General features: G+C 32.1%; 19 protein-coding genes. 10 read left to right on the top strand and 9 right to left on the bottom strand.

Annotated elements, in window-relative coordinates; translation table 11 throughout:
- The 5 genes from nirK to recF all read right to left on the bottom strand — a co-directional run bounded on the left by nirK (position 1) and on the right by recF (position 5,873).
- The gene (nirK, locus tag GQS07_RS01440; protein ID WP_158209325.1) at positions 1 to 1,467 is read right to left on the bottom strand and encodes a copper-containing nitrite reductase; all 1,467 of its coding nucleotides are present in this window, start codon (positions 1,465 to 1,467) and stop codon (positions 1 to 3) included.
- 536 nt (positions 1,468 to 2,003) lie between these two features.
- A complete protein-coding gene (locus GQS07_RS01435; protein WP_158209324.1) occupies positions 2,004 to 2,579 on the bottom strand; it encodes an RNA polymerase sigma factor in 576 nt (191 codons plus the stop codon).
- Positions 2,576 to 3,682, bottom strand: coding sequence for a glycosyltransferase (locus GQS07_RS01430; protein WP_158209323.1), 1,107 nt, complete (start codon positions 3,680 to 3,682; stop codon positions 2,576 to 2,578). Before GQS07_RS01430 ends, GQS07_RS01435 begins: the two co-directional genes overlap by 4 nt.
- A 65-nt stretch (positions 3,683 to 3,747) precedes the next feature.
- Entirely contained in the window at positions 3,748 to 4,761 is a 1,014-nt protein-coding gene (gene murB, locus GQS07_RS01425) for a UDP-N-acetylmuramate dehydrogenase (protein ID WP_158209322.1), read from the bottom strand.
- A gap of 17 nt (positions 4,762 to 4,778) precedes the next feature.
- Positions 4,779 to 5,873 (bottom strand): DNA replication/repair protein RecF, encoded by a 1,095-nt coding sequence (gene recF / locus GQS07_RS01420; RefSeq protein ID WP_158209321.1) that lies wholly within the window; start codon positions 5,871 to 5,873, stop codon positions 4,779 to 4,781.
- 134 nt (positions 5,874 to 6,007) lie between these two features.
- On the opposite strand from recF, the gene GQS07_RS01415 reads away from it, so the two are divergent.
- From GQS07_RS01415 to GQS07_RS01390, 6 genes are all read left to right on the top strand, one after another.
- Positions 6,008 to 6,793: a tetratricopeptide repeat protein gene (locus GQS07_RS01415; RefSeq protein WP_158209320.1), complete on the top strand. Its 786-nt coding sequence runs from the start codon at positions 6,008 to 6,010 to the stop codon at positions 6,791 to 6,793.
- Between the two features lies 1 nt (position 6,794).
- Entirely contained in the window at positions 6,795 to 7,283 is a 489-nt protein-coding gene (gene ribH / locus GQS07_RS01410) for a 6,7-dimethyl-8-ribityllumazine synthase (RefSeq protein WP_158209319.1), read from the top strand.
- 172 nt (positions 7,284 to 7,455) lie between these two features.
- On the top strand, positions 7,456 to 9,642 hold the full coding sequence (gene mutL, locus GQS07_RS01405; protein ID WP_158209318.1) for a DNA mismatch repair endonuclease MutL: 2,187 nt from the start codon (positions 7,456 to 7,458) through the stop codon (positions 9,640 to 9,642).
- Positions 9,642 to 10,391 carry a rhomboid family intramembrane serine protease gene (locus tag GQS07_RS01400; protein ID WP_158211307.1) on the top strand — a complete coding sequence of 250 codons (750 nt, stop codon included), beginning with the start codon at positions 9,642 to 9,644 and terminating at the stop codon, positions 10,389 to 10,391. Before mutL ends, GQS07_RS01400 begins: the two co-directional genes overlap by 1 nt.
- Entirely contained in the window at positions 10,391 to 11,239 is an 849-nt protein-coding gene (locus GQS07_RS01395) for a rhomboid family protein (protein ID WP_158209317.1), read from the top strand. Before GQS07_RS01400 ends, GQS07_RS01395 begins: the two co-directional genes overlap by 1 nt.
- Before the next feature lie 6 nt (positions 11,240 to 11,245).
- Entirely contained in the window at positions 11,246 to 12,289 is a 1,044-nt protein-coding gene (locus GQS07_RS01390) for an endonuclease/exonuclease/phosphatase family protein (RefSeq protein ID WP_158209316.1), read from the top strand.
- Between the two features lie 46 nt (positions 12,290 to 12,335).
- On the opposite strand, the gene GQS07_RS01385 is transcribed toward GQS07_RS01390, so the two are convergent.
- Together GQS07_RS01385 and gldJ are read right to left on the bottom strand one after the other, a co-directional pair.
- Positions 12,336 to 13,634, bottom strand: a complete 1,299-nt coding sequence (locus tag GQS07_RS01385; RefSeq protein ID WP_158209315.1) for a UDP-N-acetylmuramoyl-tripeptide--D-alanyl-D-alanine ligase — start codon at positions 13,632 to 13,634, stop codon at positions 12,336 to 12,338.
- A gap of 67 nt (positions 13,635 to 13,701) precedes the next feature.
- Complete coding sequence (gene gldJ, locus GQS07_RS01380; RefSeq protein WP_158209314.1) at positions 13,702 to 15,222, bottom strand: gliding motility lipoprotein GldJ; 1,521 nt, start codon at positions 15,220 to 15,222, stop codon at positions 13,702 to 13,704.
- Between the two features lie 633 nt (positions 15,223 to 15,855).
- Here gldJ and porV point away from each other — a divergent pair.
- The 3 genes from porV to GQS07_RS01365 all read left to right on the top strand — a co-directional run bounded on the left by porV (position 15,856) and on the right by GQS07_RS01365 (position 19,227).
- The gene (gene porV / locus GQS07_RS01375) at positions 15,856 to 17,007 is read left to right on the top strand and encodes a type IX secretion system outer membrane channel protein PorV (RefSeq protein WP_158209313.1); all 1,152 of its coding nucleotides are present in this window, start codon (positions 15,856 to 15,858) and stop codon (positions 17,005 to 17,007) included.
- Between the two features lie 83 nt (positions 17,008 to 17,090).
- A complete protein-coding gene (gene cdd / locus GQS07_RS01370) occupies positions 17,091 to 17,573 on the top strand; it encodes a cytidine deaminase (protein WP_158209312.1) in 483 nt (160 codons plus the stop codon).
- Positions 17,574 to 17,832: 259 nt separating this feature from the next.
- The gene (locus tag GQS07_RS01365) at positions 17,833 to 19,227 is read left to right on the top strand and encodes a hemolysin family protein (RefSeq protein ID WP_158209311.1); all 1,395 of its coding nucleotides are present in this window, start codon (positions 17,833 to 17,835) and stop codon (positions 19,225 to 19,227) included.
- Between the two features lie 45 nt (positions 19,228 to 19,272).
- On the opposite strand, the gene GQS07_RS01360 is transcribed toward GQS07_RS01365, so the two are convergent.
- Positions 19,273 to 20,415 carry a Bcr/CflA family efflux MFS transporter gene (locus tag GQS07_RS01360; protein WP_158209310.1) on the bottom strand — a complete coding sequence of 381 codons (1,143 nt, stop codon included), beginning with the start codon at positions 20,413 to 20,415 and terminating at the stop codon, positions 19,273 to 19,275.
- A gap of 86 nt (positions 20,416 to 20,501) precedes the next feature.
- On the opposite strand from GQS07_RS01360, the gene GQS07_RS01355 reads away from it, so the two are divergent.
- On the top strand, positions 20,502 to 21,278 hold the full coding sequence (locus tag GQS07_RS01355; RefSeq protein ID WP_158209309.1) for an AraC family transcriptional regulator: 777 nt from the start codon (positions 20,502 to 20,504) through the stop codon (positions 21,276 to 21,278).
- 28 nt (positions 21,279 to 21,306) lie between these two features.
- Here GQS07_RS01355 and GQS07_RS01350 read toward each other — a convergent pair whose 3' ends face one another.
- Positions 21,307 to 22,479 (bottom strand): MFS transporter, encoded by a 1,173-nt coding sequence (locus GQS07_RS01350; protein ID WP_158209308.1) that lies wholly within the window; start codon positions 22,477 to 22,479, stop codon positions 21,307 to 21,309.
- Between the last annotated feature and the right edge of the window lie 127 nt (positions 22,480 to 22,606).

Here is a 22,606-nt window from a genome sequence, read left to right as displayed (position 1 = left end):
TTATCTATTTTGTTTTACCATTTGAGGAGTTACCACTTTTTTGTTGTTTCCCCAACTATTATATACATACGTAAGTACATCAGAAATCTCTTGGTCAGATAAGTGTTGGCTCGTCATGATAGAGTTGTACTTAACGTTGTTTACTGTAATTTCGCCTTGTTGACCATTAATAACGGTTTTAATAGCTCTATTAACATCCGCATTTAGGTAATCAGATTTAGCAAGAGGAGGGAAGATTCCTTCGATTCCTTGTCCTTCAGACTGGTGACATGCGAAGCAAGTTCTTGTAAATATATTTTTACCATCAGTCATTTGTTGCGCTAAAGTTTTGTCAACGATTACCTCTTTTTTAGCTTCATTTTTAGGCATTGTTTGGATAGTACCACCTTCAGGCAAGTAAATTCCCTCTCTAATTTTTCCAGCGAATACTTTTTCATTTTCATTTCCTTCTACTTTAAGCATACCTAAAGCCCCTTTGTTGAATGCTCTGAAGATTGAGTGATCCACTAAAACTAACGTACCAGGTACGTTCACTTTCATTTCTACAATCGCCGCACCACCTGCAGGAATTAGTGTGGTTTGTACATTTTCGTTGATTAAATCACCACCTTCTACATGAACTTTATCAAATATTTCTCCAATTACGTGAAACGAACTTACTAAGTTAGGCCCACCATTTCCTACGAAAAGACGTACAGTTTCTCCTACTTTTGCAGTAATTGCATTATCATTTACTAAGGCATTTACGCTACCATTAAACACGACATAGTCAGGTTGCTCTTTTAGCGCTTTATTCATGTCAAAAGGTTGTACACCTTTTTCTCCATAATTTCCTTTTGTATAGAAATCCCCTTGCATCACATAGTATTCCTTGTCTACAGGAGCTAAGCCTCCTTCTGGTTCAACTAAAATCAAACCGTACATACCATTTGCAATATGCATTCCTACAGGCGCAGTAGCACAGTGGTAGACATATAAGCCAGGGTGTAGCGTTTTGAAAGAGAAAGTTACTTCATGTCCAGGAGCAACTAAAGACGAAGCGGCTCCACCACCTGGACCTGTTACAGCATGTAAGTCAATGTTGTGAGGCAATTTGTTGTCTGGGTGATTTTTTAAAGTAAATTCTACTTCATCACCAACGCGAGTTCTAATGAAGCTTCCAGGTACTGTACCACCAAAAGTCCAGTAAACATATTTAACACCATCTACCATTTCACCTTCTTCTTCTAAAATTTCTAAGTTTACTTTTAACTTAGTTGCCTCTCTGTTTCCTACTGGTTTTGGAACCATAGGGGGAGCAGTTAATTCTGCTTCCATTTCTCCTTTTACAACAATTTTTTCAGCAATATCAGGAGTCATTTTTGTGGCTTTAGCTTCTTTATTTTGACAGCTATTCATTGCTAATAAACCTAGAGCTAATAGTAATACCCCAAGTTTGTTCTTCATTGATTGTACTCTTGTATTCATAGTTAGATTATTTTTATTTTTTGATATATCAAATATAGAAGACAACTTTGTCTTTTATTATGATAAAAGTCAGTTTTGAGTTTTATTTTACTTAAAATAAAAGTTCTTTTAAAAATGTAAGTATTTGTTATTTTGATAGATGTATTGTTTTTGTTGTTTGTTTGGAGATCTGTGGAGTAGCTGGGTATTTGTGCTGTATAAGGTATTTACTTGTGTAAATAATGAAGGGAAGTTGATTAGTCTAGTGGCAGAATGCTGGCAGTATCCTGGCACTATTGTTCGAGAAATAGGCTGTTTTTCGGGGTAAAGTGCCGGAAAAGTGCCAGTATTCTGCAAGAAAGTGCCAGAGACGATAGTAGCTTTATTTAAAATAATGGTAGGTAAGGCCTAATAATAATTATAAATAAAGTACCTCGTGAAAAAGAGATTATAAAGAGGTTTTTTTTATGTTGTAAAAAAGAGAAAGTATATAAGGATTTAGCTCATATGTTTTACAGACAAGTAGATAGTAGCGAATAGAAAAAATAGAAGAATATTTACAAATTAAAATTATGGTCAATCTGTTTTAAGATAATCTCCGCTAAAAGCTTTTTAGCACGCATTATTTTGACTTTAACATTGTTAAGTGGTTCGTTTAGGACTTCAGAGATTTCGTTGTAAGAAAGCTCTTGAAAGAAGCGCAGTTCAATTACTTCTTGATAGTGTGGTTTTAAAAGCTTAATGTAGTTCTTAAAAATAGCTAAGTTCTGTTCCTTTATTAATTTGTCTTCTATATTTGAAGTGTCGTCAACAATGTTGCTGAATTCAGAATTGTATTCGTCATTAAGATCAACAAATGACATATTTTTTCGTTTTCGTATCATATCGATATGAACATTTTTCGCGATTGAAATAAGCCAAGTGTTAAATGCAAATTCAGGTTTATAACTATTTATACTTGAAAATGCTTTAGAGAAAGTCTCAATTGTAATATCTTCACTGTCTGCTTCATTAGCGGATCTTTTAAGGATATAATTATAGACTTCAGACCAATAGAAATTTAGTAAGAAAGTGAAGGCTGTTTGATCACCTTTTTGTGCTGCTTCGATATTTTGTGGTACTAAGTCTTTCAAATCTTTTTTCTTGATATAAAGTGTGTAACACTATAGTAAGTAGACATAAAAATATGAATTATTTCTAATATTGGAAGTGTCCACAGTAGATCTTTGTTTGCAAAAAGTTTAAAAAGCTTTGCATTGTATATATATATTAGGATATATCTAAAAATAAAAAGTCCTACTACTATTTCTATTTGATGTAAAAAAGAAACTAATACAGCAAACGATATAAAGAATAATACACGACAAAAGTTGAAGAATCTAACTTTTATATTATTTATCGTTTTCGAATTTTTAAGTAGTAAATCGTTGTTTTTAAGCTGTTTTTTCCAAGTTGAGAATTTATTGTCACTTTCAGTGATTACAAAACTATCGGGATGTATTGCAGCAGCTGTATTTCTACTTGTACCGATTTGATTTATAAAAGCATATTCGTCTCCAAAAGGTGTTTTCATATGCTCAATAAAACCATTTACTTTAAAGAATAACTCTTTGTTATAAGCTTGATTTTGTGCGTTACCGTGAAAAGGTTTACCCAAAGCGGCCCAAGAAAATAAGTTTATAGATTTAAACATATTTTGATAGCGCATTAGTTTGTTCAGAAAAGACTTTTTCTTTTTTAATATGCTTGTATGTCCAATTACAACTTTCTTTTTGGTAGAGAAGTTACTTGTTAAGCTTGCCAACCAATTTAGGTTTGCTGGCATTACAGTAGGATCGACAAAAACATAACGATCATAAGATGTTACTTTTATTCCTAAAGTTAATGCGTATTTTTTGTTGCCCCAGAAAGCCTCATTATTAGCTACATTAACTAATTTGGCATTAGGAAATTGTCTTTCAAACGATTCAAGTATATCTAAGCTGTTATCTTCTGAAGCATTATTTACTAAGATAATTTCAAATTGTGGGTAATTTTGATTGATTAAAGAAGTTAAGAAAGTTGTAAGTTTTTCTTCTTGATCTTTAATGTAAACAATAACAGATACAGGTTCGTAATCAATTGATTTTTTGTTAGAAGTTTGAGACGTAAATGCCAAACGACTATAAACAATAACATATTGTAAAAATTCAATTATTAAGACTGCAATAAATAGGTAAAATAATATTGTTAGCATAGTAAAATCCCTTCAAAATAGAGGTATGCAAATGTACAATTTTCTATAAGAATTAAATAAGTTTTTTAAAAGATGTTAACCTCTGCTGATATGCTGATGTTGAATACTTTTTTTACTTCATTTTGAACGGTTTGTGAAAGCTTTTTTATTTGTTCACCAGTCGCTTTTCCGTAATTAACCAAAACCAGAGCTTGTAGGTTATGTACACCAGCATCACCAATGCGATAACCTTTGAACCCCACTTTTTCAATTAACCATCCAGCAGGTATTTTAACTTCAGCATCATTCAAAATATAATGAGGCATTGTAGGGTAAATACTGTGAAGGTGATTAAATGTTTCAGTTGATACTATTGGGTTTTTAAAAAAGCTTCCGCTATTTCCTATTTCTTTAGGGTCAGGTAATTTACTTTGTCTAATGCGAATGACAGCTTTGCTTATGTCTTGGATAGTTGGTACTGTAATACTTTCTAAATCTAACTCTTTTTGAATAGCGCCGTATTCCACTTTTAAATTGTGGTTGTTTTTCGTCAATTTGAATGTTACAGACGTGATAATATATTGGTCTTTTAGATTATTTTTAAAAATACTTTCTCTATAAGCGAATTCACAATCTTTATTGGAAAACTCTTCTATAGCTAACGTTTTTACGTTTAAAGCTTTACAACTATGTAGGGTGTCCTTAACTTCAACTCCATAAGCACCAATGTTTTGAATAGGAGTAGTACCAACATTACCAGGAATTAAGGAAAGATTTTCAATTCCTCCAAAGTCGTGTGCTAAAGTCCATAAGACAAATTCGTGCCAGTTTTCACCAGCTTGAGCCTCTACAAGTACATAATCTTCGTTGTTTTCAACTACCTCAATCCCTTTTAAGTTCAACTTAACAACTATTTTGTTTACATCAGTAGTCAGTAACATATTACTACCTCCGCCTAAAATAAATAGCTTTTGACTATCATTAGCCTTCACTATTTCTTTCAAGTCGGTTAGGTTATTAACTTCAACGAAGTATTTTGCTTTTACGTCTAAACCAAAAGTGTTATAGGGTTTTAATGATATGTTTTCAAGGATTTTCATGAGGTAATTGGTTTAATTTATTCTTCGTTTTGTTGTATTTTGAAAATTTCAAAATCTTGATGTATACTGTTCAGTAAGCTTTCAGTTCTTTCTACGTGAGTATCTGAAATGAACAGTTGTCCAAAAGTGTCTAAATTTACTAATTCTAATATCTTTCGCACTCTATTTTCGTCTAATTTATCGAAAATATCATCAAAAAGAAGAATAGGAGCAACTCCCCTGTATTCTTTTAAAAAGTCAAATTGTGCTAATTTTAAAGCAATCAAGAATGATTTCTGTTGTCCTTGAGAACCAAATTTCTTTATAGGATGACCTTTTAGTTCAAATGACAAGTCGTCTTTATGTATTCCAACTGATGTGTATTGTAAAATTCTATCTTTAGCTAAAAACTCGTTGAATAGCTCCATCATAGACATATTGTCTAATTGTGTTTCGTAAGAAAGAGTAACTTCATCTTTATCCTCAGTAATTAACTTGTGATAACGGTTAAAAATAGGAGTAAATTGAGTAATAAACTCTTTTCTTTTAATGTGAATAGGATGAGCTAATTCAGCTATTTGTTCGTTGTAAACTTCAAGCGTTTCTCTGTCAAAATATTGATTCTGAGCAAAGCTTTTTAACAGTGCATTTCGCTGAGTAATGAGTTTTTGATATTGTATCAAGTATTGCAAATAGGTATTATCCATTTGTGAGATAACACTATCGATAAACTTTCGGCGTGTTTCACTTCCTTCCGTAATTAAATCACTATCAGAAGGAGAAATAATAACCAATGGAATAAAGCCAAAATGGTCAGAAAAGCGTTCGTAGTTTTTACTGTTTCTTTTAAGAATTTTCTTTTGCCCTTTTTTTAAACTACAAACAATATGTTCGTCTTTATCGTCTTTGACAAAAGTTCCATCAATAACAAAAAAGTCTTCATTGTGTCTGATATTTTGTAAGGCAATTGGGTTGAAATAACTCTTCCCGTATGCCATATAATATATCGCGTCCAATATATTAGTTTTCCCCACGCCATTTAAGCCAACAAAACAGTTGATTCGTTGATTAAAAGTGAAGGTTTTGTCACTAATATTTTTAAAATTTAAGAGGTTTAATTTTTTTAAATACACGTAGTTATTAGGTTTTTTAACGTTTTCAAGAGTGCTTTATGAAATTTCGGTGCAAATTATCAAAAATATAAATAGAAAGCACTTTTATATTACAATAAAAATCCTATTTTTGCGACTCATTAAACTTTGTATACATGGCAACTTATAATAAAAGAGGTTATAAAGCTCCTAAACCAGAACAAGAACAAGAAGCTAATGAGTTCGATCAATATAACAATGTAGATACTGCAAATAGTACTACGGCTGAAGTATTTAACACTTTAGACGAGCGTGCTAATAAAGTTGAAAATTGGGCAGTACGTAATCAAAAAGCAATTTTTGGTATTGTTGGTGCAATTGCATTAGCAACTATGGGATATATTGGATATGATAAATTTGTTGTTGAGCCTAAAAATGACGATGCTGCAAATGAAATGTTCCAAGCTCAGTCATACTACAACAATGCTTTAATGAATACGGAAGAGAGAGAGTCTATGTTTAATCTTGCCTTAGAAGGTGGAGAAGGGAAATTAGGATTCTTAGGTATTATTGAAAACTATAAAGGTACTGAGTCTGCAAATTTAGCACATTACTATGCTGGTACTTCTTATTTGAACAAAGGAGAATATCAAAAAGCAATTGAGCATTTAGAGAAATTTAAAAGTAAAGACCAATTATTAGGTGCTTTAGCTTTAGGTGCTATTGGTGATGCTTTTTCTGAATTAGGACAAAAAGAAGATGCTTTTGATTATTACAAAAAAGCAGCAGCTTCACAAAAGAATGATTTTACTGTTCCAAGATTTTTAAATAAGGCTGGATTAGTAGCTTTAGAATTAGGAAAAAAAGAAGAAGCAGTAAAGATTTTCACTGATATTAAAAACAACTATCAAGGTTCAGCTGAAGCAAATGGAGTTGAAGCTTTGATTGGATTAGCACAATAAAATGGCAACAGCAAATAAAAACTTATCTGAGTATAATAAAGCTACTTTACCAAATGCAAAGGATTTTAAAGTAGGTATCGTTGTATCAGAATGGAATGATGAAATTACAAACGGATTATACAAAGGAGCAGAAGCGGCATTATTAGATTGCGGAATGCTTCAAGAAAGTATAGTTCGTTGGAATGTGCCAGGAAGTTTTGAGTTGATTTTCGGAGCAAAGAAAATGATTGAAGTGGATGACGAACTTGACGCAGTTATCGTAATGGGATGCGTTATTAAAGGGGAAACAATGCACTTTGAATTTGTTTGTGAAGGAGTTACTCAAGGAATTAAAGATTTGAATTTGATTTCTGCAATTCCAGTTATTTTCTGTGTTCTTACAGATAATAAAATTGAACAATCATTAGCAAGAAGCGGTGGTGAGCATGGTAATAAAGGTACCGAAGCTGCCGTTGCTGCATTGAAAATGATTGAATTGAATAGAAGATAAATAGAAGTACTATCTATTGAAAATAAAAAAAAACCTGTAAAAGAAATTTTACAGGTTTTTTTATTTTAGAATAAATTACAATTGAGAAATAGTAAAGGCGATTATATTTCTTTAAATTTGTTTTTCGGATAAAATATTTCGTAATAAACACTAAAAAAGCTTAAGCAAATAAATGTCAGATATAATTCGTTTACTGCCGGACCATGTAGCGAATCAGATCGCCGCAGGAGAAGTTGTTCAACGACCAGCTTCTGTTGTGAAAGAACTGATTGAGAATGCAGTTGATGCTGGTGCGACAGAAATTAAATTAATTTTAAAGGAGGCAGGAAAAACCTTAATACAGGTTATAGATAATGGAAAAGGAATGAGTGATGTAGATGCAAGAATGGCGTTTGAACGACATGCTACATCAAAGATTTCTAAAGCAGAGGACTTGTTTGCATTGAGTACTAAAGGATTTAGAGGGGAGGCATTGGCTTCAATTGCCGCTATTGCTCATGTTGAACTAAAAACTCGTTTACATTCAGCTGAGTTAGGTACACATCTTGTCATAGAAGGAACTAAACTTATCAGTCAAGAGGTAGCGGTTGTCCCTTGTGGTACGTCATTTTCAGTAAAGAATTTATTTTTTAATATACCAGCACGTCGTAATTTTCTTAAATCAGATAATGTAGAGTTAAGAAATATTATAGACGAGTTTGAACGTATAGTATTAGTTCATAATAACATTCATTTTTCGTTGATTCACAACGGAAGTGAGGTCTTTAATTTAGTTCCTACAAATTTAAGACAACGAATTGTAAGTGTTTTCGGAGTAAGAACTAATGAAAAGTTAGTTCCTATTAACGAAACCACAGAGATCGTTGAAGTGACTGGGTTCGTTGGAAAACCTGAATTTGCAAAGAAGAGTAGGGGCGAACAGTTTTTCTTTGTAAATGATCGTTTTGTAAAAAGTGGTTATTTACACCACGCTATTTTGGCAGCCTATGAAGGGTTGTTGAAAGAGGGTACACACCCAAGCTATTTTATTTACTTTAATGTTCCACCTGATTCAATAGATATTAATATTCATCCTACAAAAACAGAAGTTAAGTTTGATGATGAACAAGCTTTGTATAGTATATTAAGATCAATAATAAAACACAGTTTGGGACAGTTTAATGTCGCTCCTTTGTTAGATTTTCAAAGAGATTCAACGTTGGATACTCCGTATGATTATGAAGGGACAGAGGCAACAACTCCAACAATAGAGGTTGATAGAAACTTCAACCCTTTTCATAGAGAAATTGCTAATGAAACAGATAGGTTTGAATATAATCCTTTTGAGCATAGTGCAGAAGGATTTATTAAGTCAAATATCAGTAATATAGAGTCAAGTCCTTTTATAGATTCGATTGAAAGCAAAGGAAATTTATCAGAAGCTAATTATTTAGAAAGTCTTGAAGGATCTAAAAATATAGTAGAGCACGAACGATTTATTGATGTAATTGAAAGTAAAGGTAATGATGATGCTTTTTCAAGTAATGTGGAAGATAATTTTGATGATGGTTTTGTAATTGCATCAAAAGGTAATGATAGTTTTGAATATGAATCTAAGTTTAGTAAAGGATCATCAGCATCGAATTTTACTAAGAGAGACAATAATACACTGTCGTCTAAAAGTAATATAGCTGGATGGGAAAGTATGTATGAGGGCTTAAAGTCTTCTGCAAACGACTTAGATGTTTCCAATATAAAATTAGAAAGTGATTTTGTTACAGGAAATTTATTTGAAAATAGTAAAGACGAAAACAGTGGTGTTAAACGTTTTCAAATAAATAGAAAATATATTGTAAGTCCAATAAAGTCAGGTATGGTTGTAATAGACCAAGGAAGGGCGCATCAGCGTATTTTGTATGAAAAGTTTATGGAAAATATTAGAGTGCAACAAGCGTCATCGCAACAGTTGTTATTTCCTTTGACTTTGTACTATGCACCTTTTGAAATTGAGATGTTACGAGAGTTACAACCTTTATTGAAACAAACGGGGTTTGGTTTTGAGAATATTGCCCAAGAGTTTGTGGTTATATCTGGATTACCAGTCAATGTTGCAGAAAGTGAAGCATCAATTGTATTAGAAGATTTAATTGCAGATTTTCAAGATGGTGTTCCTCCTACAACTTTAGGACAAAGTGATCGTATTGCAAAATCTTTGGCACATAGTTTGGCAGTTAAAAATGGTACAGTGTTAAATGAGGAAGAACAAGAAGAAATTGTAAATTCATTATTTGCTTGTAAAGAACCTAATATTTCACCTTTTATGAAGCCTACTTTTATTACAATGAAGGTAGAAGATATAGAAAAAAAATTCGCATTATGATGAGAATAACAGAGACAGTAAAACATTTAATTATAGTTAATATAATCTTTTTTGTAGCAAGTTTTTTAGTGCCTGCTATGCAAGGATTATTTGCTATGTATTTCGTAGAAAACCCTAATTTTTATCTTTGGCAACCTTTAACGCATATGTTTATGCACGGGGGAATGATGCATATTTTTTTCAATATGTTTGCTTTGTTCTCTTTTGGTAGTACGTTGGAGGCAATGTGGGGAGGAAAGAAGTTTTTAATATTTTACTTGCTTTGTGGTTTTGGAGCAGCAATATTGCATAATGGGGTTAATTATATAACAATACAATCAGCTATGTCAACTTTGGTTGATAGTGGTTTTAATAAAGGTGATATATTAAGCTTACTAAGTGAAGGAAAGTACGATTTAAGATGGGGAGGAATTTTAGGAGAAGGACAATTAATGAATTTTTTATCTGCATTTAATACTCCTGTAGTGGGAGCTTCTGGAGCGATATATGGTTTACTTGTAGCATTTGCCTTTATGTTTCCAAATGCAGAGTTAATGATGATGTTTGTACCAGTTCCTGTAAAAGCAAAATATTTTGTACCTGGTATTTTATTGTTAGACTTATATGGAGGTGTAAGTGGTGGATTTAGTCTATTTGGTGGAGGTTCTGGTATTGCGCATTTCGCTCATATTGGAGGAGCATTGATGGGCTTTATTTTAATGTATTATTGGAAGAAAAGACAATTTAGACAAAATCGTTGGGATTTATAATGAATAAAATATTTAAAGATTTAGTCAGTAATTATAAGAATGGTGGTGTTGTACAGAAACTTATATTCTGGAATATAGGTATTTCTGTGTTTATGTTTGTACTCGAATTTTTGTTTTCATCACTGTATAATATAGTGTTTCCATGGCTTGTTTTGTCTGGTAATTTGTCCTTTTCTGTTTTAAAACCGTGGACATTGCTTACTTATGCTTTTGTACACGCAGGAGTAATTCATTTGCTGTTTAATCTGATTGTTTTATTTTTCGTAGGACAATTATTTAATACATATTTTACAAGTAAGCAGTTTTTAACTGTTTATTTATTAGGAGCTGTTTTTGGAGGACTATTTTTTGTAATTGGTTCACAGTTTTTAAATACTGGTAGTGTTTTAGTAGGAGCTTCTGCTGCTGTAATGGCACCATTAATTGGTTTAGCTGTATTTTCACCAAGAATGAATGTTAGATTGGCTCTGATTGGGAATGTACAATTGTGGCATATAGCTTTGTTTATCATTGTACTTGATGTGATTCAGTTGTCTACTTCAAATGTAGGTGGACATTTAGCACACTTAGGTGGGGCGGTATTAGGAGTGTTGTATATTAAGTTATTGCAAAGAGGGTTTGATTTAAGTATTATATTTGATAGGATTGCTAATTTGTTCAAACAAAAAAAAGGCACTAATTTTAGAAAAGTTTATGTCAATAAAGAACAAAAGAAAAGTAAGAACTCTTTTCCTGAAAAGGGGAGTAAACAAGAGAAAATAGATTTGATATTAGATAAAATTAGTAAGTCAGGATATGAAAGTTTAACTAAAGAAGAAAAAGACTTTTTATTTAGAGCTGGAAAATAACAGATTATGAAGGATCTTTCGTGGTTTAATAAAGTAGTTTATGGTGGAAATATACTGGTGGCAATTTTGTCTCTGGTAGGTTATTTTTTGCCTTTTTTGGCACCAAAACTATTTCCATTGCTATCTGTTTTTACGTTGATTCTACCTTTGTTTTTAATAATCAATTTGGTTTTTCTATTCTATTGGTTGATCCAAATGAAGCGCCAGATTTGGTTGTCAGTAATGATTTTAATTTTGGGGATAACTTTTATAACAAAGTTTTATAAGTTTTCCGGAAGAAATGAAGTTGTTACAAAAGAGGAGTTTACATTAATGAGTTATAATGTAAGGTTGTTTAATCTTTTTGATTGGATTCCTGGAGTTGATGTATCATCAAAGATAAAAGAGTTTGTTGATTTACACGATCCTGATGTATTGTGTTTTCAGGAGTTTTCTAAGAATACTAATCTTAGATTTAAGCAATATCCATATAAGTTTATTACATCACATGGTAATAAGATAAAGACAGGGCAAGCTATCTATTCAAAATACAGGATAATAGATAAGGGAGAAATAAATCTTCCGAGTTCTAATAACAATGTTGTGTTTGCTGATATTTTGAAAGATCAAGATACTATTAGAGTTTACAGTATCCATCTTCAATCGATTAGTATAAGTCCTGATATACATGAAAAGATAGATGAGGCAAAGTCAAAAATGATCATTAATAGAATCGCTAAAGCGTTTAAAGAGCAACAGGTTCAATCTGAATTAGTACGTTCTCATATGAATGATGTGTCAATTCCTAAGATTATTTGTGGAGATATGAATAATAGTGCTTTTTCATATGTATATCGAAATATTAAGGGAGATTTGAACGATGCTTTCGTTGAAGCGGGGAAAGGATTTGGTAAGAGTTACGATTTTTCTTATTATCCTATGCGTATCGATTATGTGTTTGTTGATAAAAGAATTAAAGTTAAGTCGTTTGAAACTTTTGATAAGTTTAAAAACTCGGATCACTTTCCACTAATAACGAGATTAGAGATTAAAAAAGTTGAAGAGAAATAATCATATAAAAAAAGACGCTTTATATAAAGCGTCTTTTTTTATATGATTAAATTAAATCTAATACTCTTTCTAAAGCAATTCCTCTTGAACCTTTAATCAAGAAAAGTTTGTCTTGAAAACTTATTTTATTTTCATTTATAAACGCTTTGAATTTGTCAAAAGTTTCAAAGAATTTTATATTTTGATTTTTAATTGTGTTAGAAGTCTTGTAGAATTCAGTTCCAATAAAGTAAATAGTGTTTGTAGAATCTTCTGAAAAGCGTGCTACAATAGATTTATGCTCTTTGTTACTTTCTTTTCCTAATTCTCTCATATCTCCCAATACATAGACTTTCTCTCTTTTATCATCTAATAGTGCAAAGTTTTCTAAGACAGCCTCCATACTACTTGGATTAGCATTATATGCATCAAGTAAAATGCTATTTGTATTTTTAGTAATCCATTGCGAGCGATTATTGGTAGGATTGTAATTACAAATTGCTTCTTTAATTTCTTCTGTAGGTACATTAAAGAATTTACCAATTGAAATTGCAGCTGCTATATTAGTAGTATTGTATATTCCTGTTAGATTAGAGTTAAAAGTTGTGTTCTCAAATACCACAGTTGCATTTGGTTGTGCATTATAACCTTGAATAGTTACATCAGCTGTTTCTTCAATCCCAAATGTATATCTGTTAAATGTAATTGTCTTTGCGTCTTGTGTTGGATCATCAATATTCACAAAAGCGGTTTTATGATGATCTTCTAAATAATCATACATTTCACTTTTAGCTTTAATAACACCTTCAAAACCACCAAAACCTTCTAAATGGGCTTTTCCAAAGTTTGTGATATAGCCAAAGTCAGGATCAGTTATTTCACAAAGTTGAGCTATTTCTTGCTTGTGATTAGCTCCCATTTCAACAATACCAATATCTGTTTCCTCATCGAATGATAATAACGTTAATGGTACTCCAATATGATTATTAAGGTTTCCAATAGTAGCCTTAACATTGTATTTTTGACTTAAAACAGCTGTGATTAATTCCTTTGTAGTTGTTTTTCCATTACTACCAGTTAATGCTAAAACAGGCAAACCTAATTGTTGTCTATGGTATTTTGCTAATTGTTGTAAAGTACCTAAGGCATTAGGAACAGGAAGCATTTTACTTGCATCAGTTACTAATTTTTTATTGTCCATTACAACATAAGCAGCTCCTTTGTTTAAAGCTTCTTGTGCAAATTCATTTGCATCAAAGTTCTCTCCTTTTAAAGCAAAGAAAAGAGAGTTTGGGCGTATGTTTCTTGTATCTGTAGAAACTCCGTCACACTGTAAAAAACATTGGTAAAGTTCTGTTATATCCATGTGTCAAAAGTATAAAAAAAAGCCCTAATTTGAATTAGGGCTTTGTAAAAGAATATTATAAAAAATATTAATTTTTCGTTTTTCGTTTATCAGATTTTGGACCAACTTTAGTCATGATTAATCTAAATCCGATATAATCTGTTGCTTGATCTTCTGCATAGAATCTTCTTGTAGCAGGATCTAACCAATAAGCTCTATCTTTCCAAGAACCACCTTTTATAACTCTTGATTTATTGTCATATAAAGCTGTTTTATCATTTGTTTTAGGCTTGTCTTCAGGAGATCTACCACCTAAACCAGTTTGAACAATTTCGTCGATAACTGCAGGGTCATAAACTTCTTGTGCTATTTGTCCTGGTAAGTTTCTAACTCTTAATTTTCCTGTAGATAGCGTGTCAAATTGTACAGATTGGTCTGTTACAATCTCAAGTTTTCCATCAGGTCCTATTTTGTTTTTGTAATAAACATTTCCTTTGTAGAAGTTGAAGTCAGTATCGTTTTGATCTACTGCAGGATCATAGACGTCTGCAACCCATTCAGCAACGTTACCTGCCATATCATATAAACCAAAATCATTTGGAGGATATGATTTCACAGCATTTGTGATATCTCCATTATCTGTTGACCATCCAGCAATACCTCCGTAATCACCACGTCCTTGTTTAAAGTTCGCATATTTCGTGTTTTGTGGAGCTGGCTTACCTTTCTTTCTTTTTCCAGATTTATCCCAAGGATAAGTTTTACGACCTTTATAGTTATTGTACTCTCGGTTTCCGATTAAACCAATTGCAGCATATTCCCATTCTGCTTCAGTTGGAAGTCTAAACTGAGAAGTGAAAAGTCCGTAGTTTTGTGTTGCATAAAGGTTTCTATCTCCTTCACCAGCTTTGTTATCTTTACCTCTATAAACAATATCACTATTACCTCCGTATACTTGAGAAGGAGTCATTAAATAAGTGTCTGTACTAAAGTGTGCGTCAGCATATGCTTCAACAATCTTAGCATCTTTCTTTAAGTAACCAGCTTTTTCAAGTGCTAACTCATTAACACGGTCAGTACGCCATTTAGCAAAATCTGTTGCTTGTAACCAAGAAACACCAACTACAGGGTAATTTGCGTATGCTGGGTGTCTTAAATAACTCGTAATTAAAGCTTCATTAAAACCAGAAGCACTTCTCCAAACTGTTGTGTCAGGAAGAGCACTTTTATAAATCTCTTTATAAATTTCATTGTTTTGAGGGAATACAGTACGCAACCAATATAGGTACTCATTGTACATTATATTTGTTGTTTCTGTTTCATCCATATAAAAAGACTGTACGTACATCTGTTTTGGACTATTATTCCAATCAGACATAATATCATCTTGTACTTGCCCCATTGTAAATGTTCCACCTTCAACGGCAACCATCCCATTTGGAGTTTTTTGTTCGTATTTTGTGTTATATTGGAATCCTCCTTTACTATCATTAATTTTCCAACCCGTAGAAGTTGAAACGTTGCTATTTGAATTACCACAACTCGTGATACTTGCAGCAATTAATATACCGCTAAGTACTCGAAAGTTAAAAAGTCTTTTAATTCTCATCTTTATTATAATGGATATGAAATTGTACGCAATTTAGTAATTAACGTTTAATTAGCAATAATATTACCTCTATTATAAATACAAATTATCAGTATTTTGTTATTTTTTATAAATCTATCTACTATATAACGCTCATTTAAATCATCTATTGTATAGATAGATAATATTAGGCAATCAAATTTTGCTAAAAAAATCAACTACAAAGATATAGTAAATATGTACTTATTTTGTATTTGATGTAGTATATAGAGAAATAATTTAAAGGATGTTATTTTAGTTTCAATCGTTTTCTTCTTTAAAATGTAAAGTACAAGTGAAGTTTAGTAATGAATGAGAATATTTGTTATTAATTTTAACATAATGAGATGTTTTTTTATAGGTGTTGTTTGTGGTATATTTTGGTTTTAGGTAAAAAAAATGTATAAAATAGTTTCTATTTAGTTTTTTGATATAATATTTGTATTTCTAATTAGGAAATAGTAATATTGACTTCTCGTTTTAATTGTTAATGTAATTATAAGATTAGTCGGGCTTTTTTCTTTAAGAGAAATTTTAAAAGCATATATTTACCCAACTATAGAGTCAACAATTTTAACGCTCGTTAAAAGAATATTGAATTTAAATAAAAGATAAATGAAAAAAGTAACAGCTTTACTTGTTAGTGTTTTAGTAGGACAATCTTTGTTCGCACAAAAAGAAAATCGCCCTATTACTACGGGAGTACCCTTTTTATTGATAGCAGGAGATGCTCGTTCAGCAGGAATGGGAGATATTGGAGTAGCAACTACTACAGATGCATTTTCTCAACAACACAATGCTGCAAAATATGCGTTTGCTGATCAGAGTCAAGGTTTTGCTGTTAGTTATACACCTTATATGTCAAAAATAACAAGTGATATGTCTTTAGGACAACTTAACTATTACAATAAATATAATGAGAGAAGTGCTATTGGTGCAAGCTTACGTTATTTTGGAATGGGAGAGATTGATATGCGCGAAGACTTGAATGGGGGTGTAGTAACAAAGAAACCTAATGAGTTTGCAATTGATGTTTCTTATTCATTAAAGTTAAGTGAGAATTTCGGTATGGCTGTTACTGGTAGATTTATAAATTCAAATTTAAAAATGCCAGAAGTTGATGGAACAAGTACAAGTGCGAGTTCTTTTGCGGTTGATGTTTCTGGATTCTATGAATCTGATAAAATTGCTTTTTCGAGTTTTGACGGTAAGTGGAGAGCAGGGTTTAACGTACAAAACTTAGGTCCTAAGATAAAATATGATGATCAGCAATTCGGATCATTTTTGCCAGCTAATTTAAAATTAGGGGGTAGTTTTGATTTTATTATTGATCAACAAAATACGATTACTGTTTCTGGAGAATTGAATAAATTGTTAGTTCCAACTCCTCCTAAGTTTAAGAGAAACAACCAAGATGATTACCAAATGGAATTACAGAAGTATGGTGATATGGGATGGTTTAAAGGAGTGTTTAAATCATTTGGTGATGCACCAGGAGGATTTAGTGAAGAAATGAAAGAGATCACTTGGTCTTTAGGAGCTGAGTATTTATTTGATAATAAATTTGCTTTTAGAACAGGATACTTTCACGAGAGTCAAGAAAAAGGGGCAAGACAGTATGCTACTGTGGGTGCAGGATTTAAATATAGCTTAGTATCAATTGACTTAGCATATTTGTTCTCAACATCTAAAATTAATAATCCAATGGAAAATACTTTACGTTTTTCTTTAACTTTTGATATCGGAAATAAAAGATACAAAGGATAAGAAAAAATAAGTATATTTGTATAACTAATCCAAACCACATTAAACCGTGAGTTTGGATTTTTTGTCTCTAATAATGAAATATTATGAAAAAAATTGAAATTGTTACAACCTTTATCGAGTATGATTCAATGGCTGAATTAGCTGTCCAAGATAAAGAGTTAATGGAGAAAGCTATTCAAGTTAGAAAAGAGGCTTATGCACCTTATTCTAAGTTTAGAGTTGGTGCAGCATTATTGTTAGAAGACGGTACAATTGTAGTTGGATCTAATCAAGAAAATGCAGCATTTCCATCTGGCTTATGTGCAGAACGTACTGCGATTTTTTATGCAGGAGCAGTACATCCAGGAAAGAAAATATTAAAAATAGCAATTACAGCTTCGTCTGATTTGAAACTTACCAATAGTCCAATACCTCCTTGTGGTGCTTGTAGACAAAGTATCTTGGAGTATGAAACAAAACAAGAGCAACCTATTGAAATGTATTTTATGGGAGCTGAGGGTAAGGTTTGCTATTCTCCATCTTTGGTTAATATATTACCTTTTCACTTTGAGAAAGATTCAATTTAAAGACAAAGGTCTTAGTAAATTGTTATGTGATTGGGTTTTTATGTAGAAAAGATGTAGTTGTTTTTGTGTCCAATATTATGTTATTAGTAGGTCTCATATTGGAATGATAGACAGATTATTATATATTTTTTAAAATTAGTATTTTAACTTAGGCTTAATATCAATTAAATTAGTAATTTTGACATAAGATTCATATTACTTATAATATGATTTTAAGGCCTTTAAAAAAATTAAACTTGGTCTTTTATTAATTCTTAAAATGGATATACACCCCCAGATTGTTACAATGTTAGTTAATTCCGGCATTGTACACGAAGAAATTTCTGTAGCGAAGTTGTTACTTACGCTATTCCTTGTATTATTAAATGGATTTTTCGTTGCAGCGGAATTTGCAATTGTAAAAGTTCGTACTTCTCAGATTGAAGTACATCAAGAGTTAAACTCAAAAGTTGCTGGTGTAGCTAAGGGCATTGTTGCAAACTTAGACGCTTATTTAGCAGCAACTCAGTTAGGTATTACTTTAGCTTCATTAGGATTAGGTTGGGTAGGAGAAAGCTCTCTAACACCTGTTTTAATGTATTTATTTGAAGTATTTGGACTTACTGGTCCAGAGTGGTATTCTTTTGCTAAAAGTATTTCATTCCCTGTAGCCTTTGCTATAATTACAATTTTACATATCGTATTTGGTGAATTAGCACCAAAATCATTAGCTATTCATTTTCCAACGAAAACTACTTTTACTGTAGCGTTGCCTTTACGTATTTTCTATTTCGTATTCAGACCTATTATTTGGTTGATGAACGGATTAGCTAATGGATTACTTCGTTTGTTTGGTATTACTCCTGTTCACGGGTCTGATATCCACACTGAGGAAGAGTTAAAAATGATTATTACTGAAAGTCAAGAAGGAGGAGCTATTGAAGAAACAGAGCGCCTTTTAATTCAAAATGTATTTGATTTTGACGATCGTCGTGTAAATAATATTCAAACTTTGCGTAAGAATGTTTCTGCTATTGAACTTTCAACTACGGTTAAAGAAGCCATTGATTACGCTATTAATGAAGGATATTCAAGATTTCCGGTATATGAGGATTCTTTAGATGATATTAAAGGTGTTATTTATACGAAGGACTTAATGAAAGCTATGATTAAAGATCAACAAGATATAGACTTAGCTTCTTTAATTCGTGAACCTATCTTTATTTCTGAAAATGCTTTAATTAAAAATGTTCTTAAACAGTTTCAAGCTAAGCACCTTCAGATGGCTATTGCTACTAATGAAGTAGGTGAGTTTACTGGTATTGTAACAATGGAGGATATCTTAGAAGAGCTTGTAGGTGAGATTCAAGATGAGTATGATAATGAAGAACCAATTGTTGAAGCTATAGATGAAGGTGTTTATGTTGTGAATGCACACTATAACCTTTCAGACATCAATAGATTATTACCAATACGTCTTGTTGAAAGTGAACATTATGATACCCTTGCTGGTTTGATTAGTGAAGTTTACCCTGCAGACGAATATAAAGTGAACGATGAAGTTTCTTTAGAAAACTATAATGGTAAAGTCTTGAAAATGTATAGAAACTCAATTGAGAAAATACAATTGTCATTAAAGACTCAAAACGACGAAGAGGATAAAAAAGAAGATTAAGATGTTTGTTATATAAAAAAGGTTAGCTGAATAGCTAACCTTTTTTTATGTCATTTCTCGAGGCTTTAAAGAAAAAGAAATTACCAATGCAATTGTGCTAAAAGTTAGTAGTACAAAAGCGTAGTTGTTTATCCACTGGCTACTCAATAAACCTAAACCAATTAATGAATAATAGAGTAAGCCAAATAGTGCGCCTGCAGTACCTATAGATGATTTGTAGTTTTGTAGTGCTACACTTAATATGTTTGGAATTGCGATACCAAATGAGGCTATGATTAATATGTTTGGTAATAAGAATAGTAAACTATCCTTTAGTAAATACACAAAAAAGGAATTGATGAGTGCTAATAATGTGGACAGTTTAATAAGGGTATTTGTGCTAATTCCTTTCGAAATGCAATACTTGTTAAAGTAGCTTCCAATGAATGTTCCTAAAGCAAGTAATACGCCACTATAACCGTATATTGTTGTATTTAGTCCCGCTTTTTCAAAGATAAAAGGAGCATAAGTAAAGTAGCTAAACAGTAAGACATTAAAGCACATTATAAGCAAAGCAAATTGCCAAATATCTATGCTTCTATACAGCGAAGAGGCTACTTGCATAATCGTTTTAAAAGTAACCTTTGTTTCTCCTTGTTTTGTTTCGGGCAACTTGTTGTAGCTAATGTACAGGAGAATAATAGCTAATAATGCTAACGCAGAAAAGATACCTACATATCCTAAAAATGATGCAATTAAACCTCCTAAAAACAATCCAATCACAGGACTAATCGAAAGGGCTATACCCATTATTGAAAACACTTTGTTTAATTCTTGACCACTGTATGAATCTCGCATCATAGTTTGCGTAATGACAGAACCTACAGCTATTCCAAAAGCTGCAATAAATCTGGCACCTAATACTATTTCAAACGTAGGGGCTATCAAGGCAAGCAGTGAGGCAAGTGCATAAACAATTATCCCTCCTAACATCGCTTTTCTCCTACCAATATAATCGCTTATAATTCCCCAAAATATAACGCCAATTGCAAAGGCACTAAAATAGATACTTATAGTTAAGTATGTTTTTTCAGGGGGAATATTGAAGTGCGATGATAAAGAAGGTAAAGCGGGACTATAAATTGTTTCCACAAATTGAGGGAACATCATTAGTAGAACCATTAAGGTAATATTGAGTTTTGTTTGCATAAAGAGTAATATTTTGTACAAAGGTCTGACGCAATTGGACTATCTTTATAACACTATAAAAACAAAAAACATCAATTAAAGGACAAATGGCGTACTTGAACAAAGAAGATATTTTTCACTTAGAACAGATTGGTTTGCCTGTAATAGGATTAGCGTCTGATTTGGTACAACACGATTCTGGCTATCATAAACACAATAATCATCTGCAATTTTTATATGCTCCGTCTGGTTGTATGACTTTGATTACTGAAGATAGACAAGTGATACTTCCGCCAAGGAAGTTATTGCTTATTCCGGCAGGGGTTAAACATAGAGTGACATTTAGAAATGTAGTAGCTTATCGATCTATTTATATTCATAGTGTAGCGATAAAAAGTTTGCCTACAGATTTAACTGTATTATCTGTGAATCCTTTATTGCAACAACTAATTGAACGCATTGCTTGGTGGGAGTGGACAACTTCATATTCGGTAGAACAAGAGCACATTCTTGCTGTTTTTTGGGATGAACTAACAATAGCTGAAAAAGGTGATTATGAGCTTAAAATTCCAACTGACTACCGATTAATAGACAAAGTAAAGTCGTTTGTTTTTGAGAAAGAAATGCCACCTTTTTTAAAGGATTTAAGCAAGGAAGTAGGAGCGAGTGAAAAGACTATTTCGCGTATTTTCCAAAAAGAAACGGGAATGTCTTATCAAGATTGGCGTTTACAGTGGAACTTACTTCGGGCTATAGAATTGTTGGCAGAAAAACTAACTATTTCTGAAATTGCTGTAGAGTTATGTTTCTCTTCAGACAGTGCCTTTATTGAGTTTTTTAAGAAACACACAGGTGTAACTCCCAACAAATATTTGCAGGAGTAATAAGGTATAATGCGGAGTGAATATCAGGTTATTTTAAAGATACTTTTCTATAAAACATATATAATATACTAATGAAGATTACAGCTGCACTTGCATACATAATCGTTGGTATGTGTGCAATAGTATCTTTATAATACCATCCTGCAATAAAAGCTCCTCCACCAACACCAGCTTCAAGTGCTATGTACATAGTAGAAATAGCTCTACCTCTTTGATCAGGATTACTAAAGTCTATTGTCCACGCATTTAAAGCAGGAGATAAGATTCCTAAAGAAATTCCATACATAAATGCTCCCATATAAAGTCCTGATACTGATTCATAAAAACCAATAATCATTAAAGACGCAAATAGTAGAATTAACCCAATATTGATAATTAATACACGACCATATTTATCAGATACTTTACCTGCTACAAAACGTACAAGTAGTGAGGATATGGTAAAAATCATAAAGAATATCCCTTTGTTTTCTAAACCTAAGTGTCCAGTCCAATCGGGTATTAAAGTAAGGATTACACCATAAGCGATGTACGACATAAACGTTACAAATGCTGCTGGGAATACACCAATATCAAATATATCTTTCTTTGTTAGTTTGAACATTTTAAAAGAAAGTTTCTCTTTGTCTTTCAATGTCTCTTTCATATTTAATAAGATGATAATAGACAATAATGCAAATAGAGCAGAGGTGTAAAACAAAAAGTTTATTGAAGTATATATTTTGATGGTACTACCAATAGCAGGACCAATGGCCATTCCGGTACTAAAGCATATTCCGTGAAGTCCCAACGCTTCTCCCCAGCGTTCTTTCGGTACAATATCTGCAACATAAGCCGCAGTTGCTGTTGGTTTAAAACCAGTAGAAAAACCGTGTAATAAACGCAGGAATAAAAAACCGGATACAGATGTCAAGATTGGATATAGTAAACTACATACGAAACATACCACAGAACCTATCGCCATAATAGGCACACGACCAATTTTATCCGTTAGTTTTCCACTAAAAGGTCGTGAGATACCTGCTGTAATGGTAAACAATCCAATGATTAATCCTTTGTATTCTGCTCCTCCTAATCCTGATAAGTAATCTGGAAGTTCAGGAATAAGCATATTAAAACTTGCTGAGAATAATAGTGAACTTAAACAAACTAAGATAAACTGTAAGTTATAGATAGGATGTACTGGAGTTGTTGTCTGCATGATTGTATTTAAAGAGACAGCAAAGTTATCAGTTTTGTTTTGGTTAGACAATTATTCAGTTATATGAATCGTATTTCATTTTATAAGTGCATAAAAAAATCCCAAAGACATTAGCGTCTTTGGGATT

Source organism: Myroides phaeus (assembly GCF_009799805.1).
GTDB lineage: Bacteria > Bacteroidota > Bacteroidia > Flavobacteriales > Flavobacteriaceae > Flavobacterium > Flavobacterium phaeum_A.
The sequence above is the reverse complement of the archived record's forward strand: the minus strand, read 5'-3'. Positions and strand labels throughout refer to the sequence as shown.